The organism is Methyloceanibacter sp. (genome assembly GCF_050999895.1).
Lineage (GTDB): Bacteria > Pseudomonadota > Alphaproteobacteria > Rhizobiales > Methyloligellaceae > Methyloceanibacter.
This window is the reverse complement of record NZ_JBPCOU010000039.1, coordinates 1-16,089: the sequence shown is the minus strand read 5'-3', so window position 1 is coordinate 16,089 and position 16,089 is coordinate 1. Positions and strand designations below refer to the sequence as shown.

Sequence of the window (16,089 nt, the reverse complement as noted above, 5' to 3'; positions counted from 1 at the left end):
CCTCGATCGCCAATCTCCGCACCTTCCCGTTCATTCGCAACCGCGAGGAGGAAGGTCTGCTCGCCCTCAACGGACTGCATTTCGACATTGGGAGTGGAGAGCTGCTCGGCCTCGAGCAAGACACCGGCCGCTTCGAGGCCTTGGGCGCGCCTTAAGCGGAGCCTTAAGCCGCCCTATCGAGCAGGTTGCGGTTGATAAGGGTCTCGGCGATCTGCACCGTGTTCAGGGCGGCGCCTTTGCGCAGATTGTCGGAAACGATCCACAGCGACAGCCCGCTATCGAGGGTCTGGTCCTCGCGGATGCGCGAGACGTAGGTCGCGTAATCTCCGACGCATTCGACCGGGGTCACGTAGCCGCCCGGCTCGCGCTTGTCGACGACGAGCACGCCCGGAGCTTCGCGCAGAATATCCTGCGCCTCACGCGCCGTGATGGGGTTCACGAACTCGATATTGACGGCTTCGGAGTGGCCCACGAACACGGGCACCCGCACGCAGGTAGCCGTGAGCTTGATCTTCGGATCGAGAATTTTCTTGGTCTCGGCCGACATCTTCCACTCCTCCTTGGTCGAGCCGTCTTCCATGAAGACGTCGATGTGGGGAATGACGTGGAAGGCGATCTGCTTGCTAAAGGTCTTCGGCTCCGGCGTGTCGGTGACGAAGATGCCCTTCGTCTGATTCCACAGCTCGTCCATCGCATCCTTGCCCGCGCCGGAAACGGACTGGTACGTCGACACCACGACGCGCTTGATCTTGGCCGCGTCGTGCAGTGGTTTCAGCACCACGACGAGCTGCGCGGTCGAGCAATTCGGATTGGCGATGATGTTCTTTTTGCGGAAGCCCTTGATGGCGTCTGCGTTCACTTCGGGCACGATCAGCGGCACGTCGGCGTCGTAGCGCCAGCAGGACGAATTATCGATGACGACGCAGCCTTGCGCGCCGATGCGCGGCGACCATTCCTTGGACACCGTCGAGCCCGCGGACATCAGCGCGAAGTCGATCCCGCGGAAATCGAAATTCTCCAGATCGCGGCATTTCAAGCGCGCGTCGCCGTAAGAGACCTCAACGCCCATCGAACGGCGCGAGGCGAGCGCGATAACCTCGTCCGCCGGAAACTCGCGCTCGGAAAGGATGTTCAGCATCTCGCGCCCGACATTGCCGGTCGCGCCGATGACTGCGACTTTGTAGCCCATGAACTTAACTCCCTCAGGCGCGCTGCCCATTTATGGATTGGCGCGGATTTATGGGAAGACTGTCGCAAAGTCAAAGAAGCGAACCGTTCGGTCCCTCCCGCGTTTGTCTATTTGTGGCTCTCCGCACGAAAGTCTTCGCCATGTCTTCGGTTATAACCGCCGCCAGAACCTCTCTCATCGCGCTGGTCACGCTCTCGCTCCTGGCGTGCGGGGACACCGCCGAGCTGCCGCAGGATGCTGCCGAGGGGTCGAATCCCACCCTTCCAAAGCCCAGAGAAACCCTCATCCCGACGCTGAAGATCGCCGACGCCAAGGGCTGGAGCCAAGGTGAGCAGCCGCAAGCGGCGGAGGGCCTCAAGGTCAATGCTTTTGCCACCGGTCTCGACCACCCCCGCTGGCTTTACGTGCTGCCGAACGGCGATGTTCTGGTCGCCGAGACCAACACGCCGAAGCAGGAAGCGAGCGGTGGCATCAAGGGCATGGTCATGGGCTGGGCGATGAAGCGCGCCGGAGCGGGCGTGCCGAGCCCGAACCGCATCACGCTCTTGCGCGATGCCGACAAAGACGGCGTGGCCGAAACCAAGAGCGTGTTCCTGAAGGATCTGAACTCACCCTTCGGCATGGCTCTCGTCGGCGACACCCTCTATATCGCGAACAGCGATGCCCTGCTGCGCTTTCCCTATCAGGACGGCGCGACCGAGATCACCGTCAAGGGCGAGAAGGTCGCCGATCTCCCGGCCGGCCCGATCAACTATCACTGGACCAGGAGCCTGGTCGCAAGTCCCGACGGCTCGAAGCTCTATGTCGGTGTCGGCTCCAACAGCAATGTCGGCGAGAACGGCCTCGACAACGAGAAGGACCGCGCCGCGATTCATGAGATCGATCCCGCGACCGTGACCTCGCGCATCTTCGCCTCGGGCACGCGCAATCCCGTCGGGCTCGCTTTCGAGCCGGAGACCAAGCTGCTTTGGATTGTTGTCAACGAGCGCGACGAGCTCGGCAGCGACCTCGTTCCCGACTACCTCACCTCGGTCAAGGAAGGCGGCTTCTATGGCTGGCCCTTCAGCTATTGGGGCCAACATGTCGACGAGCGTGCGAAGCCGCAAAATCCCGATCTCGTCGCCAAGGCGATCGTCCCCGACTATGCGCTCGGCAATCATGTCGCCCCGCTCGGCCTGATTTTCGCGGCAGGCGCCACGCTGCCGGAGGCATATCGCAACGGCGTCTTTGTCGGCGAGCACGGCTCTTGGAACCGCAATCCCTTGGGTGGCTACAAGGTTGTATTCGTGCCGTTTGCCGACGGGAAGCCGTCCGGCAAGCCGCAAGACGTGCTCACAGGCTTCGTGAATGAGGAAGGTTACGCGCGCGGGCGTCCCGTAGGCGTGACCATCGGCCGAGACGGCGCGCTGCTGGTCGCCGATGACGTGGGCAACAGCGTGTGGCGTGTAACGCCGGAACGAGCCACCGCCCTGGCCGACTAGCCGTCGCTTCCTTCGCTTCCGTCGTGCCGGCGCGTCAAATGGGAACCGCGGCTATCAGCAAGAGTAACGCCTTGAGGAAGCCGAAGACCACGGCGCCGGCAATGGCCAGCCCGATCACGCCGAAGATTAGGCCGATGACGATGGCAAGCCCGTCCTTCTCGACGATGGCAAGGCCAATAACGGCGATGGCGAAAGAGGGCAGCCAATTACCGAACACGATGGGCAGGGTGAGCACGATCGCAAGGATGAGAACGGCGGCGCCGACGAGACGCTCGCCGGTCCACGTGGTCAAAGCCGGCAGGCGCGGGCGCAGCAGCCTTTCGATCCGATCGAGGAAAGGGAGCGCGCGATGGACCACGGAGGTAAAACCCTCCCGTGGAAAGGATCGCTTGGCGAGCCAGTCCGGAAACCAAGGCTTGTGCGCCCCGTAGGCGAGCTGGGCCCCGAGCAGCACGAGAGGAACGCCTAAGACCGCCGAGAGAAGCGGGATATTCAGCGGGACGAGATTCGGCAGCGCGAAGATGAACAGCAAGACGCCGAAGCCGCGATCCTCCAGCGCATCGCGCAAAGCCCCCAGCGATATACGGGACTCGGTATGGCTAGCCAGAAATTCGCGCAGGATGACAGACGTGCGCCGGCCATTAATGGGTGAGGCGCTATTGGCGGAACCGGCAGCAAGCAGCGCATCGGCGCGACCTTCTGCCTTCGCGGCGGAATTTAGGTCTGTCGGGGTCGAGACATCCAGGGGCCGCATCGTGCCGTCGTCCATTGCCTTTAGCGTTCCGCACGTGATTCTATAAGCCCCCACTATGACGGTTGGTTCAATGCCTTACAAACTAGCGGGGAGCGCTACTGGCATAAGGGACTAGCGGGTCGCGCTTGATAGCTCCGCGTTCACCCCGGCACACTTTTTGGTGGTGAACTCGTTTACCAACTTCACCACCTCCGGCCCTAGGATGTTAGCCTGGTTGTCGAGGCCGGTGCCGGCATAGATCAAGGGATAGATCCCCATCGGCGCGCTGACATTGCCCCAGTTGATCGAGGCCTGAACCGCCTTGCCGTGCTCGAAACGGACCTTTGGCGCGAGCGCAACCTCGACGACGTAGGGCTCGCCTTTGCCCTTCTGCTGCAAGGTGCAGCGCACCGTCTGGCTCTTGAGCGCCACCTCTTGGGCCTTCTCCGACATCGCCCGCGCAAGAGGTGCACGCTCGATCTCGAGCTTCGATTGGCACACGGCCTTGCCATAGGGCCAGTCCACCTTGCCGCCCAGCATCTTGGTGATGTCTTCCTCACGCCAAGTCTTGACGATATCGCAAGCGACGTCGTCGCCGGCAGCGTCTGCGGTCGTGAGTATATCGCAGATCTTCACCTTGCAGGCCTTGCGCGCCTCCTTCTCCGCCTTCTCCTCAGGCGTGAGCACGCGTTTCGCTGTCGCCTCCGGAGCCGAGGGCTCCGCCGCAAGCCCAGGAACCGCGGTGACCATTGCGGCAAGCCATGCTGATATCAAAATCTGGACGACGAGCCTCATCGCATTGGCCTTTCGCCGCGAGCGGCACCGAGGGAACGTGTGCCGCCCATGACATTGTGACTTCTGATGCCCCGCGCAAGAGCCTTGACCGCCATCGAGCGCGGGGCGCTTAAGCAACGCGCCGGGGCAGTGGTTCTAAACCGATCTCGCGAACCACTTGGGCGGGGTAGCGCGCACGCAGAACCTGCTCCAGGCGCGCCGCTTCGCCGGCGAACTTGCGCTCCAGATAGACCCGGACGTCCTCCGGCATGGGTATCGAGGGACCCTGATTCTTGTCGTTGCGCAGGCTCTCGCTCAAGCTTGGATCGACAGATCCTGATGCCCCATATGCCGGGCGACCCGCTTAAGTGTGGTCGCCGGATCGGCGAAAGCCGTCTCCTGCGCCACGATGAGGATTTGTTCCAGCCGGATAGACGTCCGTCCAGCGCTCGATAATCCGGGAGAATTGGCTGAAACGATGCGTCCCGATGAAGAACCGGTTCAATTGCTCCCGAGAGTCGAGTGAGTGGTAGCCGCGGTCTTGAGCCTTCTTCTTCGAGAAAAAACGCTTCGCGTGCGACCAATGGCGCGTCACCGGATCTCTAATCATAAGAATGAGGCGCGCATCGGGGAGCAGCCGGTGGACCAGCTGGATGCGCCTTGCCGGCATGCCGCAATAGCTGGCGCTCTTCTCGCCGAGCAACGGCGCAACGCCGGGTACCAAAACTGCGTCGTTCTCGGCGGCCAGGTTGCGAAACTGTGCCAGATACCAATCTAACGGCCGATCCACGCGCGAGGAGAAATATTCGATCTCGTCCGGCACGACGAAGATGCCGAGCTGTCGGCGCAATGCATGACTGAGCCAAGACGTGCCGCATTTTGGAGCGCCGATGATCAGAAAGTCGGGCAGCGGCCCTTTGGCCTCACCTGCGAGCGCAAATTCGTCTATCTCACGCGCGAGCCGCCGCTCCGCATTCAACGCTTTGACTTGGCGCCCGAGCGTTTTCCGGAGCCCCGCTGGACCCCGTAGGAGAGCCGCGCAAGCAAGTTCATGGAGTTTGCCTTGGTGGGTCCCGCAAGCCGCTGCCCGGCAGGCGCTGTATGCTCCGGTGTTTGCACGAGATTGTGACGGCGGAGAGGCTTAGTCGGTATCCAGAGCGGCGACGATCGCGTCGCCCATTTCGCGTGTGGAAACGGTGCGGCACCCGTCCTGGCTGATGTCGGCCGTGCGCAGGCCCTGATCTAGCACGCGCGCGATGGCCGCCTCGATCTGGTCCGCGGCGGCGGCGAGATCGAAGGAATAGCGCAGACACATGGCGAAGCTCGCGATGGTGGCGATGGGATTTGCGATGCCCTTGCCGGCGATGTAGGGCGCTGAGCCGTGCACGGGCTCGTAAAGCGCGCGGCGGCGGGCCGCCGCGTCCGCAGCGCCGAGCGAGGCCGACGGCAACATGCCGAGCGAGCCGGTCGCCATGGCCGCTTCGTCCGACAGCATGTCGCCGAACAGATTGTCGGTGACGATGACATCGAACTGTTTCGGCCAGCGCACGAGCTGCATGGCGCAATTGTCGGCGAGGATGTGCTCGAGCTTGACGTCGGAATAGCGCTCGCGGTGCAGCTTCGTCACCACCTCGTGCCACAGCACGCCGGTTTTCATAACGTTGCGCTTCTCGGCCGAGTGCACGAGGTTTTTGCGCTTGCGCGCCAGCTCGAAGGCGACGGACGCGATGCGCTCGATCTCGTAGGTCTCGTAGACTTGCGTGTCGACGGCGCGCTTCTGCCCGTTGCCAAGATCCACGATCGTCTTCGGCTCGCCGAAATAGACGCCGCCGGTTAGCTCGCGCACGATCATGATGTCGAGACCCTCGACGCGGTCGCGCTTCAGCGCCGATGCGTCGGCGAGCGCCGGATAGCAGATCGCCGGCCGCAGATTGGCGAAGAGCTCGAGATCCTTGCGCAGCCGCAGCAAACCCGCCTCCGGGCGCTGGTCGTAAGCAACGCCGTCCCATTTGGGACCGCCCACGGCGCCGAGCATGACGGCATCCACGGCAAGGGCGCGCGCCATGGTGGCATCGGAGATCGCCTCGCCATGCGCATCGTAGGCGCAGCCGCCGACGAGATCGCTCTCGGTCTCGATTCTGGCGATGCCGCGGTCGTTGACCCAGCCGATGAGGCGCTCGGCCTCCGCCATCACCTCGGGCCCAATGCCGTCGCCGGGAAGAAGCAGCATTTGATAGGGTGTCATGCTTTGGCCGGTTCCTGTGCTAAGGCATTGCCGCGCGTGAAAGGCGGGCCCTGAAGCGGGGCGCGCCCATGGCGGCTTTGCCTAAAGGGAGACAGAAATGCTGACAAGGGCACTATTTGTTTTTCTTAGCGTCGTGTTGGCGGCACCGGACCTTCAGGCCGCGCCCCTATCCGGCGTCGGAGGCGCGGGCACGGCCGGCGCGGCCGGTCCCTATCTCATCACCATGGGCATCACCCAGAAGGAAGTGACCCCCGAAGAGCTTGAGTCCGACGCGGGGCTGCCGGCCCCGAAATTCAATACCGGGGCCATCGCCTATGTCTTGGCCTCCAACCTCAAGAAGGGCGACACCGTCGAGGTCACACTGAATAACGGTGACACGCCTTTGCTTCGCAATACGGAGACGCTTGCGGAAGACAAGGCGAAATTTTTGCTCCAGGCGGGAAAGCGGGGCGTCCCGGCGGGCGGCTGGCCGGAGGGCACCTATCTGGCGTCGGTCAAGATCACGCGCGACGGCAAGACGGTGATGGAAGAAAAGACCGAGCCGATGGCCTTCGAATAGCTGGACGGTCGCGCGCAAGGCGGGCCTTTCGCTCGACAAGCCACGCATGTTCGCGCTAGGAGTGCGGCATGCCGCTGAGCTTCGGAAAAGTCGGCGCGTTCATGCCGCTCCTCACCATCGCCGCCTTCATCGGATGGCTGCTCTTCACCTCCTTCTTCGCCAGCGAAACGGTCGAGGAAGAAGATGTGGGCGCGGTGACGCCGGTGCTGTCGCAGATCCTGCCGGCTTAAGCCGGGGCGGAGCGAAGCGAACCCAATCGTCCCAGGAGATAAAGCGCGTCGGTCCTGAGCCCGCTCACGCGTCCGAGCACGATCGCCGTAGCGATCAGCCAGAACAGCGTGGCGATCGCCACGGCGATGGCCGCACCGAGCACGCCGTAAAGCGACGCCAGCACGAGATTGCTGACGATGAGCACGCTGAGCGCGGCGACCGCCAGGGCCGCGTTCTGACGCTGCGCGCCGATGACGGTGAGAAGCGGCACGCTCGGCCCGAACACGGCGCGCGCAAGCTGGCACCCCATCAGAATCACGAGCGGCCACTTCGCGCCCGTGAATTCCGGTCCGAACACGGACAAGATTTGCTCGCCCCACAGCAGCAGGACAACCATCGCGCCCGTCGTGATGGCGAGCGGGAAGGCCAAAGCCTTCAGTGCCACGTCTCTTATCGTCGCGGAGTCCTTGCGCGCGCGCGTCGGCGAAGTCCGGCACCACGACCTGATGCGCGACCTGCACGGCGAAGCCCACCAGCAATGCAAGCTTGAGGCAAAGCCCGATCGCGGCGGTACCGGCGCTGGTGAGCAGCGGCGTGACGATGAGAATGTCCACATCGGCAAAGAAATACGTGAAGAGCGCGGCCACGATCAGCGGCTTTGCTTCGTGACGCCAGCGCTTGACGAGACGTGAAGGCGCGGCGGGCGCCTTGCCCTTCGGCATGTCCTTGCGCAGCAGCCAATATTGCGTGAGCGCGAGCCCCGTGAAGATCAGCGTCAGCAGGCAGGTGAAGGCGCTCGCCGTCAGCGTCACCCCCGAGCGCGAGGAGCAGGAGCACGCCGGCGAGGAGCACGAACGGCCTGATGCTGGTATCGGGCAGATAGGCGAGGCCGAGCGCCTGATGGCGGCGGCGAGCGAGCCGTTCAGCCGGAGCGAGGCGTTGGCTGGGATCGAGGCGGCAGCGGCGATGAGCGCAAATCTGCTTTCGAAGGTCAGCGCCGGCCAGAGCAGCGCCGCCGCGACAACAGCTCCATTGGCAATCGCGGCGTAGAGCGTCGCGTCGCGGCGCGCACGCGCGATAAAGGCGGCGATGCGTCCTTCCTTCTTCTGCTCGCCGTAGCGAGACAGGAAGCGCGGCGCGATGGCCGGATAACCATGGGCGGCAATCAATCCAACCACGGCGGCCAAGCTCGTAACAAAATAGAAGAGTCCGAGCGCACTCGCTTGCAGCGTGCGCGCCAGCACGACCTGCGTGACGAAGCCCGCGAGCGCGCCCGCGAGGCGCGCGAGCGACAGCAGCGAAGATGTTGAGAAGAGACGCATGGTGTGGCCGAGCATCACGCCTTGCAGCGTGCCGTTTTCGCGCATTTTGGATTTTGGGCGCGCTTGCCCCCTTGGTCGCTTGCCGGGGCGCGCCATCAGCAAACCCTCAGGCCGTTTGCGGCAGGGCCGAAGGCGCCTTTCCGAGCAAGGGCGCCTTGGCGCGGGCCGGCCAATCGGAGATCGTGCTTAGGGTCCACGCTCCAGCGCCCGATGCGGCCCGGCTCGTTGGTGTACCGGTTCAGAAGCGCTTGAAATTCCTCGCGCGGCATAGCGCGGAAGCCGAAGCTTGCAAGATGCGGCGTTATCCACTTCCCGTCGCGCAAGGGATAGCCCCAGGCGGCGAGATGGCGGTGCAGCCCGACCAGGGCGACCTTGGACATATGCTCCGAGGCTGAGAATTGCGATTCACCGAAAAAGACTTTGCCGATCGCCAGACCATAGAGCCCACCGACTAACTTATCGTTTTCGTCCCAAACCTCGACGGAGCGGGCATAGCCGGCCTGGTGGGCATCCCAATAGGCTTCCATGACCCGCGGCGTGATCCAGGTGAGCGGCACCTTGCCCGGCCGCTTCTGAGCGCAGGCCTCCATCACGGAAGCGAAATCCTCATCGAAGGACAGCCGGAAGCGATGCTGCCGGAGCTGCCTGCGCAAATGCCGCCCCACATGGGTGTCCGCGGGGTTGAAGACCCCGCGCTCTTCGGGGCACCACCATTTCATCGCGCCGAGATGCGACACCGGGAAGTAGCTGCGCTTGTAGTTTTCAAGCAGTGAGTCGACCGCGAGGTCGTTGCTGATCCCGACCAAGCCCCGCTTGCTGTAATAGGTCGGCTGCTCGGGAAGTCGCTCGCGCTCTGCCTCCGGGCGATCAGATGCGCAACGCTGAGAAAGAGCAGGCGCGGCAAAAGCCCGATCCGCTTTGGCACGAGGGCGTAGGCGCTGCCGAGCATCCAGCGCCGCAGCCGCAGCATGAGCTTCTCGCGGAACACAGGCGTCGCTTGGGAGACTTTGGTCTTCGGAGCGGCGTGCGCTTCGCTTGTGCTTTGGGTCAGTGAGGACAACCAGGCGCACTCAACTTGGAGGAAGCCGCAAGGGGATTGCTCGATCGTTGCACGGAGCGTGCCGTTGCCGCTTCATCGCTCGACGCTCCCCACTTCACGCCCGCTTCCTAAAGATCATCGCTACCAATTCCTCTAAAGTCGGCGCGCTAACCTTTCGGAGTGGTAAACACAGTCATGCCTCGCCTGCCCGATGGAAAAAGGCGAGGCTTCTTGCCGCTTCGAGCCGACGCGCCCTGTGATGCCGAAACGAGGTGCCCATGCCCAGGCTCTTCACCGCGATCGAGATCCCTACATCCCTAGCGCAACGGCTCTCGCTATTGCGGGCGGGCCTGAGCGGGGCGCGTTGGATCGATCCGGATAACTATCACCTCACGCTGCGCTTTATCGGCGATGTCGACGGCATCACCGCGCGCGACTTCACCCATGCCCTTGGCGAGATCGACCTTCCGTCTTTCGACCTCAGATTGGAGGGGCTCGACAGCTTTGGCGGGCGTAAGCCGCGCGCGCTCTTCGCCCGTGTCGCGCCGTCGGAGGGGCTCGAGGCGCTGCGCCGCGCCAACGACCGCGCCGCGCGTGAGGCCGGCGTTCCGCCCGAGGGCCGCAACTACATGCCGCACGTAACGCTCGCGCGGCTGCGCGGCGCGCACCCCGATGCGGTGGCGCGCTATCTGGAAGGCGTGGGCTGGATGCAGTCGCAGCCTTTCGCCGTCGAGCGCTTCGTTCTCTATTCGTCACGCAACTCGATCGGCGGCGGGCCCTATGTCATCGAGGCCGAGTTTCCGCTCAGCGCCTAGCCCCCGCGCCGCGCCTGCTTCGCTCCATCCTTGCGCAGAACCTCGAGCAGGCCGCGCGACGCCGCCTCAATCAGATCGAGCGCGTGATCGAATCCCTCGTTGCCGCCATAGAACGGGTCCGGAACGTCCTTCGTGCCGACATGAGGCGCGAAGTCGAGAAAAAAGCGCACCTTGTGCCGCGCATCTTGGGGCGCAAGGCTCATGAGATCGGCGTGGTTGGACCGGTCCATCGCGAGCAGAATGTCGAAGCGCGCGAAATCCTCCGCGCGTACTTGCCGCGCGCATTGCGCTGAGATGTCGACGCCGCGGGTCAGCGCCGCTGCTTGCGCGCGCGTGTCGGGCGCCTGGCCTTCGTGCCAATTGCCCATGCCGGCGGAATCGATCTCGAAATCGTGCATCGCGCCCTCGTCTTCGGCCACGCGCCGGAACACGCCCTCAGCCATGGGAGAGCGGCAGATATTGCCGAGACAGACAAACAGAAGGCGATGCCTGGTCATGGGTCTCAGATGGCATGTGCCTTCCGCCTCTGCAATATGACGGCCAGTTACAGAGATTGTTGCAAAGGGCCTCAGGGCATCTTATCTCTTTGAGGAACAGGTCTTTATGCCGTGACGAGGTGGCGAACATGATCGCTTGGAACGCAGACGAGCTCCGAAACGCTGCTCTTGGGCGCGATATTTCGCTGAAGGCCTTCGCCGAGCGCGAACGCAAGGTTCGCCGCGACTTCTGGGCGAAGCTGAAGCGCTTCGCGGGCCACGTGCCGTTCGCCGAAGATGCGGTCGCCGCCTATTATTGCGCGCTCGATCCCGCCACCCCCATGCGCGTCCGCGGCATGCTGCTTGCGGCTCTCGCTTATTTCATCCTGCCGATCGACCTCATTCCGGACGTGCTGGCCGGGCTCGGCTTTGCCGACGATGCCGCCTTGATCACCGCCGTGTTCGGGCTTGTCGCGTCTCATATCACCCCGGCGCACCGTGAAGCGGCCGCCCGCGCGCTCGACAAGGAGCTGCCGAAGTCGGCTTAGGCTTAAGTCGGCTTAGGCTTGCGGGTTGACGATCACCTTGCCGGTGACCTTGCGGCCTTCGATCAACGACAGCGCCTTCGTGGTCTCGATCAGGGCAAAGCTCCCATGAATGTGGGGCGCAATGCGCCCCTCCTTGCACCAAGCGAGCAATTGCAGCGTATTCTCTCGGTGCCGCTCTGGATGCCGCTCCACGAAGGCGCTCCAGAACACGCCGATAATGGCGCACCCCTTCAGCATGACGAGATTGAGCGGCAGGCGCGGGATCGTGCCGGAAGCGAAGCCGAGCACGAGATAACGTCCCTCCCATGCCATGGCGCGGAGCGCCGGCTCGGCATGCTCGCCCCCGACGCAGTCGTAAAGCACGTCGACGCCCTTCTGATCGGTAAGCGCCTTCAGCCGCGTCTTCAGATTTTCCAATTCGTAATTGATGCCTTCGTCGGCGCCGTGCTCGCGGATGAAGGCAAGCTTCTCGGCCGACGACGCAACCGCGATGACGTGCGCGCCCATGAGCTTGGCGATCTCCACTCCGGCGAGACCTGCGCCGCCGGCCGCGCCGAGCACCGCGACCGTCTCGCCCGCTTTCAACTGCGCACGGTCCTTGAGCGCATAAAGCGCGGTGCCGTAGGTGACGGGAATCCCGGCAGCGACGTCGTCGCTGACGCCGTCCGGAATGGGGATCGCATGGCTGGCCTTGGAGACGATCTTCTCGCGGCAGCCATTGCCGCCGATAAAAGCGAGCACGCGCTGCCCGATCTCAAACTCGGTGACCTCGTCGCCCTTGCCTTCGATCGTACCCGCGATCTCGGCGCCCGGCGAGAACGGCAGCGGCGGCGACACCTGATATTTGTTGCGGAGAATCAGCGTGTCGAAAAAATTGAGACTGACCGCCGTCACGCGGATGAGAACGTCGCGAGGCCCCGGGACGGGATCCGGCACCTCTTCGAGGCGCAGCGCCCCGACACCGCCGAACTCATTGAATTGGACAACACGCATGACCGCCGCTCCGCTTAAGCGGCGAATCATCACCGCAACGAAACTCTGATTCGAGACGCCTTGTTACATCATTCGCCGCTCCTGCACAGCGGTGGAACGCCGTTTTCCGCCATTTCTTAGTGAGCGGGTCCTTTACAACCCGTTTCCGCTCGCCTTCGACTAGGCTTAGAACGAAGGCGTGAAAGCAAAGATCCCATCCCGCGGATATTTCGCCATCGGCGTGGAAGGCGTCTCCAAATCCGTCAATCTCGGCAACCTGCTCAGGACCGCGCACGCCTTTGGCGCGAGCTTCGTCTTCACCATCGGCGCCGATCCGCGCGCGCTCGAAACTCGCGCCGATACGTCCAAGGTCCCTGGCCATCTTCCCCTCTATCATTGGCCAAGCCCCGATGCGGTTGCGCTGCCCAAGGGCTGTAGTCTGGTCGGCGTCGAGCTCCTCGACACGGCAACGGAGCTGCCCGTGTTCGCCCATCCCGTGCGCGCCGCCTATCTTCTCGGGCCTGAGCGTGGCGCGCTCAGCCCGGCGATGCTGTCGCGCTGCGATCACGTCATCCGCATTCCCACCTCCTTCTCGCTCAATCTCGCGACGGCGGGCGCCGTCGTGTTTCATGACCGGCTGCGCGCCAGTGGGCGCTTCGGCACCCGGCCCGTCGCCGAGGGCGCGAGCGCCGAGCCGCCGCCCTCCCACGTGCAGGGTGCGCCGCGCAACCGCCGCCGCGAAGTCTGAGCCTCGTCTGGCCAATCGGGAACGAGTTCTGTATGTTGGCATGCGCTCACGACGGGGGACGAAGAGATGCACCGAACCGTTAGAGCCGCTTGCGTGATCGCAGCCTTGGGCTGCGCGCCGGCCCATGCGCAAGAGGCTAAGCTCTTACAGAAGTTCAACGACTGGTCCGCCTATGCGGCGACCGGCACCTCGAAATTCTGCTTTGCGGTGGCGAAGCCGTCCGAAAGCACGCCCAAGGGCGTCAAGCGCGGCCCGATCTTCTTCTACGTCTCACGCTATCCCGCCGACGGGGTGCAGAACGAGGTCAGCGTCAAGATGGGCTATCCCTTCAAGCCCGGCGCCACGGCCAAGCTCACGGTCGGCACGGACAATTTCGACCTCTTCACAAAGGACGAAGGCGCGTTCGTGGAGAAGCCCGACACCGAAACCAAACTCATCGAGGCCATGAAGAAGGGCAGTCAAATGAAGGTCGAGGGCACGTCGGCGCGCGGCACGAAGACCAGCGACCAGTACTCCCTCCAGGGCTTCGGCGACGCGCTTGAACGAGCCGTTAAGGAATGCAGCGGTTAAGCATTCCCGGAATATGTGCCTTAACCGATGTCGGGTACGGTCTGCACGGGCGCTTCAGTTAAGGGACCTCCATGCACATACTTAAGTCTGCAGTCGTTGCGGCAACGCTCCTTGTCGCCGGCAGCGCTCACGCGCTCGACAGCATCGACATGAAGAAGTTGAGCTGCGAGATTTTCAACGGCTATGACGACGCGAACCGCGGCACCATCATGATGCGGCTGGAAGGCTATTACACCGAGGACGACGAGCCCGCCGTCATCGACTTCAATGAGATGGCCGGCCACATGGCGAAGCTCCTGTTCTGTTGCCTGGAGAATCCGCAGAAATCGGTGCTCGACGCCGCCGAAGAGGCGATGCACTAGCACGGACGGTTACGCGCCGGCGCTCATCGCCTGCCACTTGGCATTGCTCGCCCCGGTCATGATATGACGCTGGAGCGCCCCCTGCTAGGCGCTCCGGAGCGGTCATGACTGAGCTGGCACTATCAGGCGCGCTTGCGACGCCGACGATCGGCGATGCGCTTCCGCGCCTGTCGCTGATCGGTCTCGACCGCGACCAGCTCGGCGCCGCCTTACGCCCGCTCGGCGTGCCGGAGCGGCAGCTCCGCATGCGCGCGAGCCAGCTTTGGGGCTGGCTCTATGTCCGCGGCGCGACCGATTTCGCCGTCATGACCGACATCGCCAAGGAGCTGCGCGCCGAGCTCGGCCGCGCCTTCACGCTGGCGCGTCCTGAAATCGTGTCGGAGCAGGTCTCCGAGGACGGCACGCGCAAATGGTTGCTGCGCCTCCCCGACGGTCGCGAGATTGAGACGGTCTATATCCCCGAGGAAGATCGCGGCACGCTCTGCATTTCGAGCCAGGTCGGCTGCACCCTCACCTGCACCTTCTGCCACACCGGCACGCAAAAGCTCGTGCGCAACCTGACCACAGGCGAGATCGTGGGCCAGATCATGCTCGCTCGCGACCGGGTAGGCGATTGGCCGGACGGCATTGCGCCAGACCCGCGCGGCCTTCCCGTTTCCGACCGCAAGATCACCAACGTCGTCCTCATGGGCATGGGCGAACCGCTCTACAATTTCGACAGTGTGCGCGATGCTTGTGCGATCGTTTCCGACGGCGAGGGTCTCTCCATCTCCAAGCGCCGCATCACGCTCTCGACGTCAGGCGTGGTTCCGGAGATTCCACGCTGGGGCGAAGAGGCCGGCACGATGCTCGCGATCTCGCTGCATGCCGTGCGCGACGCGCTCCGCAACGAGCTCGTGCCCATCAACAAGAAATGGCCTGTGAAGGATCTGCTCGCCGCCTGCCGCGCCTATCCCGGTCTCTCCAACGCGAAGCGCATCACCTTCGAATATGTGATGCTCAAAGGCGTGAACGACTCGATCGCCGACGCCAAGGCGCTGGTGAAGCTCCTCGCCAAGATCCCCGCCAAGATCAATCTGATCCCGTTCAATCCCTGGCCGGGCGCGCCCTATGAATGCTCCGACTGGGAGCAGATCGAGAAATTCGCCGAGGTCGTGAATCGCGCGGGCTATGCGAGCCCCGTGCGAAGCCCTCGCGGCCGGGACATCATGGCCGCTTGCGGCCAGCTGAAAAGCGCAAGCGTGAAACAGCGCGCCAGCGAGCGGCTTTCGCCATCCATTTGAGTCGCGCCGGTCGAGCCGCCCGCCATGCCATCACCGAGGCTGCCGCCATCGCCGACCTGACCAGCCTTCCTGACGATCTGCCTAGCCCCATTGCTGACGGCGCCTGCGACCATTTGAGCGGCATCAGGATGCCGCCCTTGAGCCTGGCATCCACAGCGGGACGAGACGTCGATCTCGGCATGCCGCACGATCATCGATTGCTACCCGAGGACCGGCGCCCGGGTGAGTCCTTGCCCGACAGCTGGGATGCTATACCCGGGGCGCGGGGCTGCACGCCGCAAGCCTGTGCCTTCCGCGATCACTATCGTGAGCTTGCGGAGCTCGGCGCACGCGTATTCGGCCTCAGCACGCAGCCGACAGACTATCAGCGTGAGTTCGTGCAGCGGCTGCACCTGCCTTTTGAGCTCCTGAGCGATGCCGATCTCAGACTCGCCACGGTGCTCGGCCTGCCGACCTTCGAGAGTGGCGGCATGCGGTTGATCAAGCTGACCCTCGTCGTGAACGAGAGCGCGATCGAACATGTCTTTTACCCAGTGTTTCCGCCCAATGAGAGCGCACGCGTCGTCGTAATGTGGCTGCGGGGCCTGAGCGGTGGAGGTGCGGCGTGATTCTGCGCACAATCTTCCGGCTGTCCTCGGTGGCGCTCGCCTTCTGCATCGCCGTCGGCGTGGGCCTCGCAGTGCTGTTTGCCCTTGGCGCCTATTGGGTCGGCGATGAGCTCCGTGCGGCAGCGCCTAACGACCCGTTGCTGGAGCAAGGCGCG

General features: G+C 63.8%; 22 protein-coding genes and 1 pseudogene. 12 read left to right on the top strand and 11 right to left on the bottom strand.

The window, feature by feature from the left end; translation table 11 throughout:
• Positions 1-163: 163 nt before the first annotated feature.
• Positions 164-1,189, bottom strand: coding sequence for an aspartate-semialdehyde dehydrogenase (locus ACR2J1_RS03885; protein WP_434018033.1), 1,026 nt, complete (start codon positions 1,187-1,189; stop codon positions 164-166).
• Positions 1,190-1,329: 140 nt separating this feature from the next.
• On the opposite strand from ACR2J1_RS03885, the gene ACR2J1_RS03880 reads away from it, so the two are divergent.
• The gene (locus ACR2J1_RS03880; protein ID WP_434018032.1) at positions 1,330-2,670 is read left to right on the top strand and encodes a PQQ-dependent sugar dehydrogenase; all 1,341 of its coding nucleotides are present in this window, start codon (positions 1,330-1,332) and stop codon (positions 2,668-2,670) included.
• 34 nt (positions 2,671-2,704) lie between these two features.
• Here the strand turns inward: ACR2J1_RS03880 and ACR2J1_RS03875 are convergent, their stop codons facing one another.
• From ACR2J1_RS03875 to leuB, 5 genes are all read right to left on the bottom strand, one after another.
• On the bottom strand, positions 2,705-3,439 hold the full coding sequence (locus ACR2J1_RS03875) for an exopolysaccharide biosynthesis protein (protein ID WP_434018031.1): 735 nt from the start codon (positions 3,437-3,439) through the stop codon (positions 2,705-2,707).
• A gap of 96 nt (positions 3,440-3,535) precedes the next feature.
• On the bottom strand, positions 3,536-4,198 hold the full coding sequence (locus ACR2J1_RS03870) for a hypothetical protein (RefSeq protein WP_434018030.1): 663 nt from the start codon (positions 4,196-4,198) through the stop codon (positions 3,536-3,538).
• A 109-nt stretch (positions 4,199-4,307) separates the two neighbouring features.
• The gene (locus ACR2J1_RS03865; protein ID WP_434018029.1) at positions 4,308-4,496 is read right to left on the bottom strand and encodes a hypothetical protein; all 189 of its coding nucleotides are present in this window, start codon (positions 4,494-4,496) and stop codon (positions 4,308-4,310) included.
• Positions 4,497-4,541: 45 nt separating this feature from the next.
• Positions 4,542-5,156, bottom strand: coding sequence for a sulfotransferase (locus ACR2J1_RS03860; protein WP_434018028.1), 615 nt, complete (start codon positions 5,154-5,156; stop codon positions 4,542-4,544).
• A gap of 162 nt (positions 5,157-5,318) precedes the next feature.
• Positions 5,319-6,422: a 3-isopropylmalate dehydrogenase gene (leuB, locus tag ACR2J1_RS03855; RefSeq protein WP_434018027.1), complete on the bottom strand. Its 1,104-nt coding sequence runs from the start codon at positions 6,420-6,422 to the stop codon at positions 5,319-5,321.
• 97 nt (positions 6,423-6,519) lie between these two features.
• Here leuB and ACR2J1_RS03850 point away from each other — a divergent pair, with 97 nt between their 5' ends.
• Positions 6,520-6,981 carry a hypothetical protein gene (locus tag ACR2J1_RS03850; protein ID WP_434018026.1) on the top strand — a complete coding sequence of 154 codons (462 nt, stop codon included), beginning with the start codon at positions 6,520-6,522 and terminating at the stop codon, positions 6,979-6,981.
• A 68-nt stretch (positions 6,982-7,049) separates the two neighbouring features.
• Positions 7,050-7,211 carry a hypothetical protein gene (locus ACR2J1_RS03845; RefSeq protein WP_434018037.1) on the top strand — a complete coding sequence of 54 codons (162 nt, stop codon included), beginning with the start codon at positions 7,050-7,052 and terminating at the stop codon, positions 7,209-7,211.
• On the opposite strand, the gene ACR2J1_RS03840 is transcribed toward ACR2J1_RS03845, so the two are convergent.
• A complete protein-coding gene (locus ACR2J1_RS03840) occupies positions 7,208-7,636 on the bottom strand; it encodes a hypothetical protein (protein ID WP_434018036.1) in 429 nt (142 codons plus the stop codon). The two genes, ACR2J1_RS03845 and ACR2J1_RS03840, sit on opposite strands and share 4 nt — an antisense overlap.
• A gap of 22 nt (positions 7,637-7,658) precedes the next feature.
• On the opposite strand from ACR2J1_RS03840, the gene ACR2J1_RS03835 reads away from it, so the two are divergent.
• Together ACR2J1_RS03835 and ACR2J1_RS03830 are read left to right on the top strand one after the other, a co-directional pair.
• Entirely contained in the window at positions 7,659-7,883 is a 225-nt protein-coding gene (locus ACR2J1_RS03835; RefSeq protein ID WP_434018035.1) for a hypothetical protein, read from the top strand.
• Positions 7,870-8,241 carry a hypothetical protein gene (locus ACR2J1_RS03830; protein WP_434018034.1) on the top strand — a complete coding sequence of 124 codons (372 nt, stop codon included), beginning with the start codon at positions 7,870-7,872 and terminating at the stop codon, positions 8,239-8,241. Before ACR2J1_RS03835 ends, ACR2J1_RS03830 begins: the two co-directional genes overlap by 14 nt.
• Positions 8,242-8,309: 68 nt before the next feature.
• Here ACR2J1_RS03830 and ACR2J1_RS03825 read toward each other — a convergent pair.
• Both ACR2J1_RS03825 and aat read right to left on the bottom strand, forming a co-directional pair.
• Positions 8,310-8,513: pseudogene (locus tag ACR2J1_RS03825) on the bottom strand (lipopolysaccharide biosynthesis protein); the annotation flags it as partial.
• Positions 8,514-8,608: 95 nt separating this feature from the next.
• On the bottom strand, positions 8,609-9,319 hold the full coding sequence (aat, locus tag ACR2J1_RS03820; RefSeq protein ID WP_434018025.1) for a leucyl/phenylalanyl-tRNA--protein transferase: 711 nt from the start codon (positions 9,317-9,319) through the stop codon (positions 8,609-8,611).
• Positions 9,320-9,830: 511 nt separating this feature from the next.
• Here aat and thpR point away from each other — a divergent pair.
• Positions 9,831-10,367: an RNA 2',3'-cyclic phosphodiesterase gene (gene thpR, locus ACR2J1_RS03815; RefSeq protein ID WP_434018024.1), complete on the top strand. Its 537-nt coding sequence runs from the start codon at positions 9,831-9,833 to the stop codon at positions 10,365-10,367.
• On the opposite strand, the gene ACR2J1_RS03810 is transcribed toward thpR, so the two are convergent.
• A complete protein-coding gene (locus ACR2J1_RS03810) occupies positions 10,364-10,864 on the bottom strand; it encodes a low molecular weight protein-tyrosine-phosphatase (protein WP_434018023.1) in 501 nt (166 codons plus the stop codon). The genes thpR and ACR2J1_RS03810 overlap by 4 nt on opposite strands.
• Positions 10,865-10,992: 128 nt before the next feature.
• Between ACR2J1_RS03810 and ACR2J1_RS03805 the strand changes: the two genes are divergently transcribed.
• A complete protein-coding gene (locus ACR2J1_RS03805) occupies positions 10,993-11,391 on the top strand; it encodes a YkvA family protein (RefSeq protein ID WP_434018022.1) in 399 nt (132 codons plus the stop codon).
• A gap of 12 nt (positions 11,392-11,403) precedes the next feature.
• On the opposite strand, the gene ACR2J1_RS03800 is transcribed toward ACR2J1_RS03805, so the two are convergent.
• Positions 11,404-12,384: an NADPH:quinone oxidoreductase family protein gene (locus ACR2J1_RS03800; RefSeq protein ID WP_434018021.1), complete on the bottom strand. Its 981-nt coding sequence runs from the start codon at positions 12,382-12,384 to the stop codon at positions 11,404-11,406.
• A gap of 178 nt (positions 12,385-12,562) precedes the next feature.
• On the opposite strand from ACR2J1_RS03800, the gene ACR2J1_RS03795 reads away from it, so the two are divergent.
• The 5 genes from ACR2J1_RS03795 (at position 12,563) to ACR2J1_RS03775 (ending at position 15,934) form a co-directional block, all read left to right on the top strand.
• On the top strand, positions 12,563-13,111 hold the full coding sequence (locus ACR2J1_RS03795; protein WP_434018020.1) for an RNA methyltransferase: 549 nt from the start codon (positions 12,563-12,565) through the stop codon (positions 13,109-13,111).
• A gap of 93 nt (positions 13,112-13,204) precedes the next feature.
• Positions 13,205-13,681: an invasion associated locus B family protein gene (locus tag ACR2J1_RS03790; RefSeq protein WP_434018019.1), complete on the top strand. Its 477-nt coding sequence runs from the start codon at positions 13,205-13,207 to the stop codon at positions 13,679-13,681.
• 71 nt (positions 13,682-13,752) lie between these two features.
• Complete coding sequence (locus ACR2J1_RS03785; RefSeq protein ID WP_434018018.1) at positions 13,753-14,043, top strand: HdeA/HdeB family chaperone; 291 nt, start codon at positions 13,753-13,755, stop codon at positions 14,041-14,043.
• Between the two features lie 104 nt (positions 14,044-14,147).
• Positions 14,148-15,326, top strand: a complete 1,179-nt coding sequence (rlmN, locus tag ACR2J1_RS03780; RefSeq protein WP_434018017.1) for a 23S rRNA (adenine(2503)-C(2))-methyltransferase RlmN — start codon at positions 14,148-14,150, stop codon at positions 15,324-15,326.
• Complete coding sequence (locus ACR2J1_RS03775) at positions 15,323-15,934, top strand: peroxiredoxin (RefSeq protein WP_434018016.1); 612 nt, start codon at positions 15,323-15,325, stop codon at positions 15,932-15,934. The genes rlmN and ACR2J1_RS03775 overlap by 4 nt, the downstream gene beginning before the upstream one ends.
• Positions 15,935-16,089 lie beyond the last annotated feature (155 nt).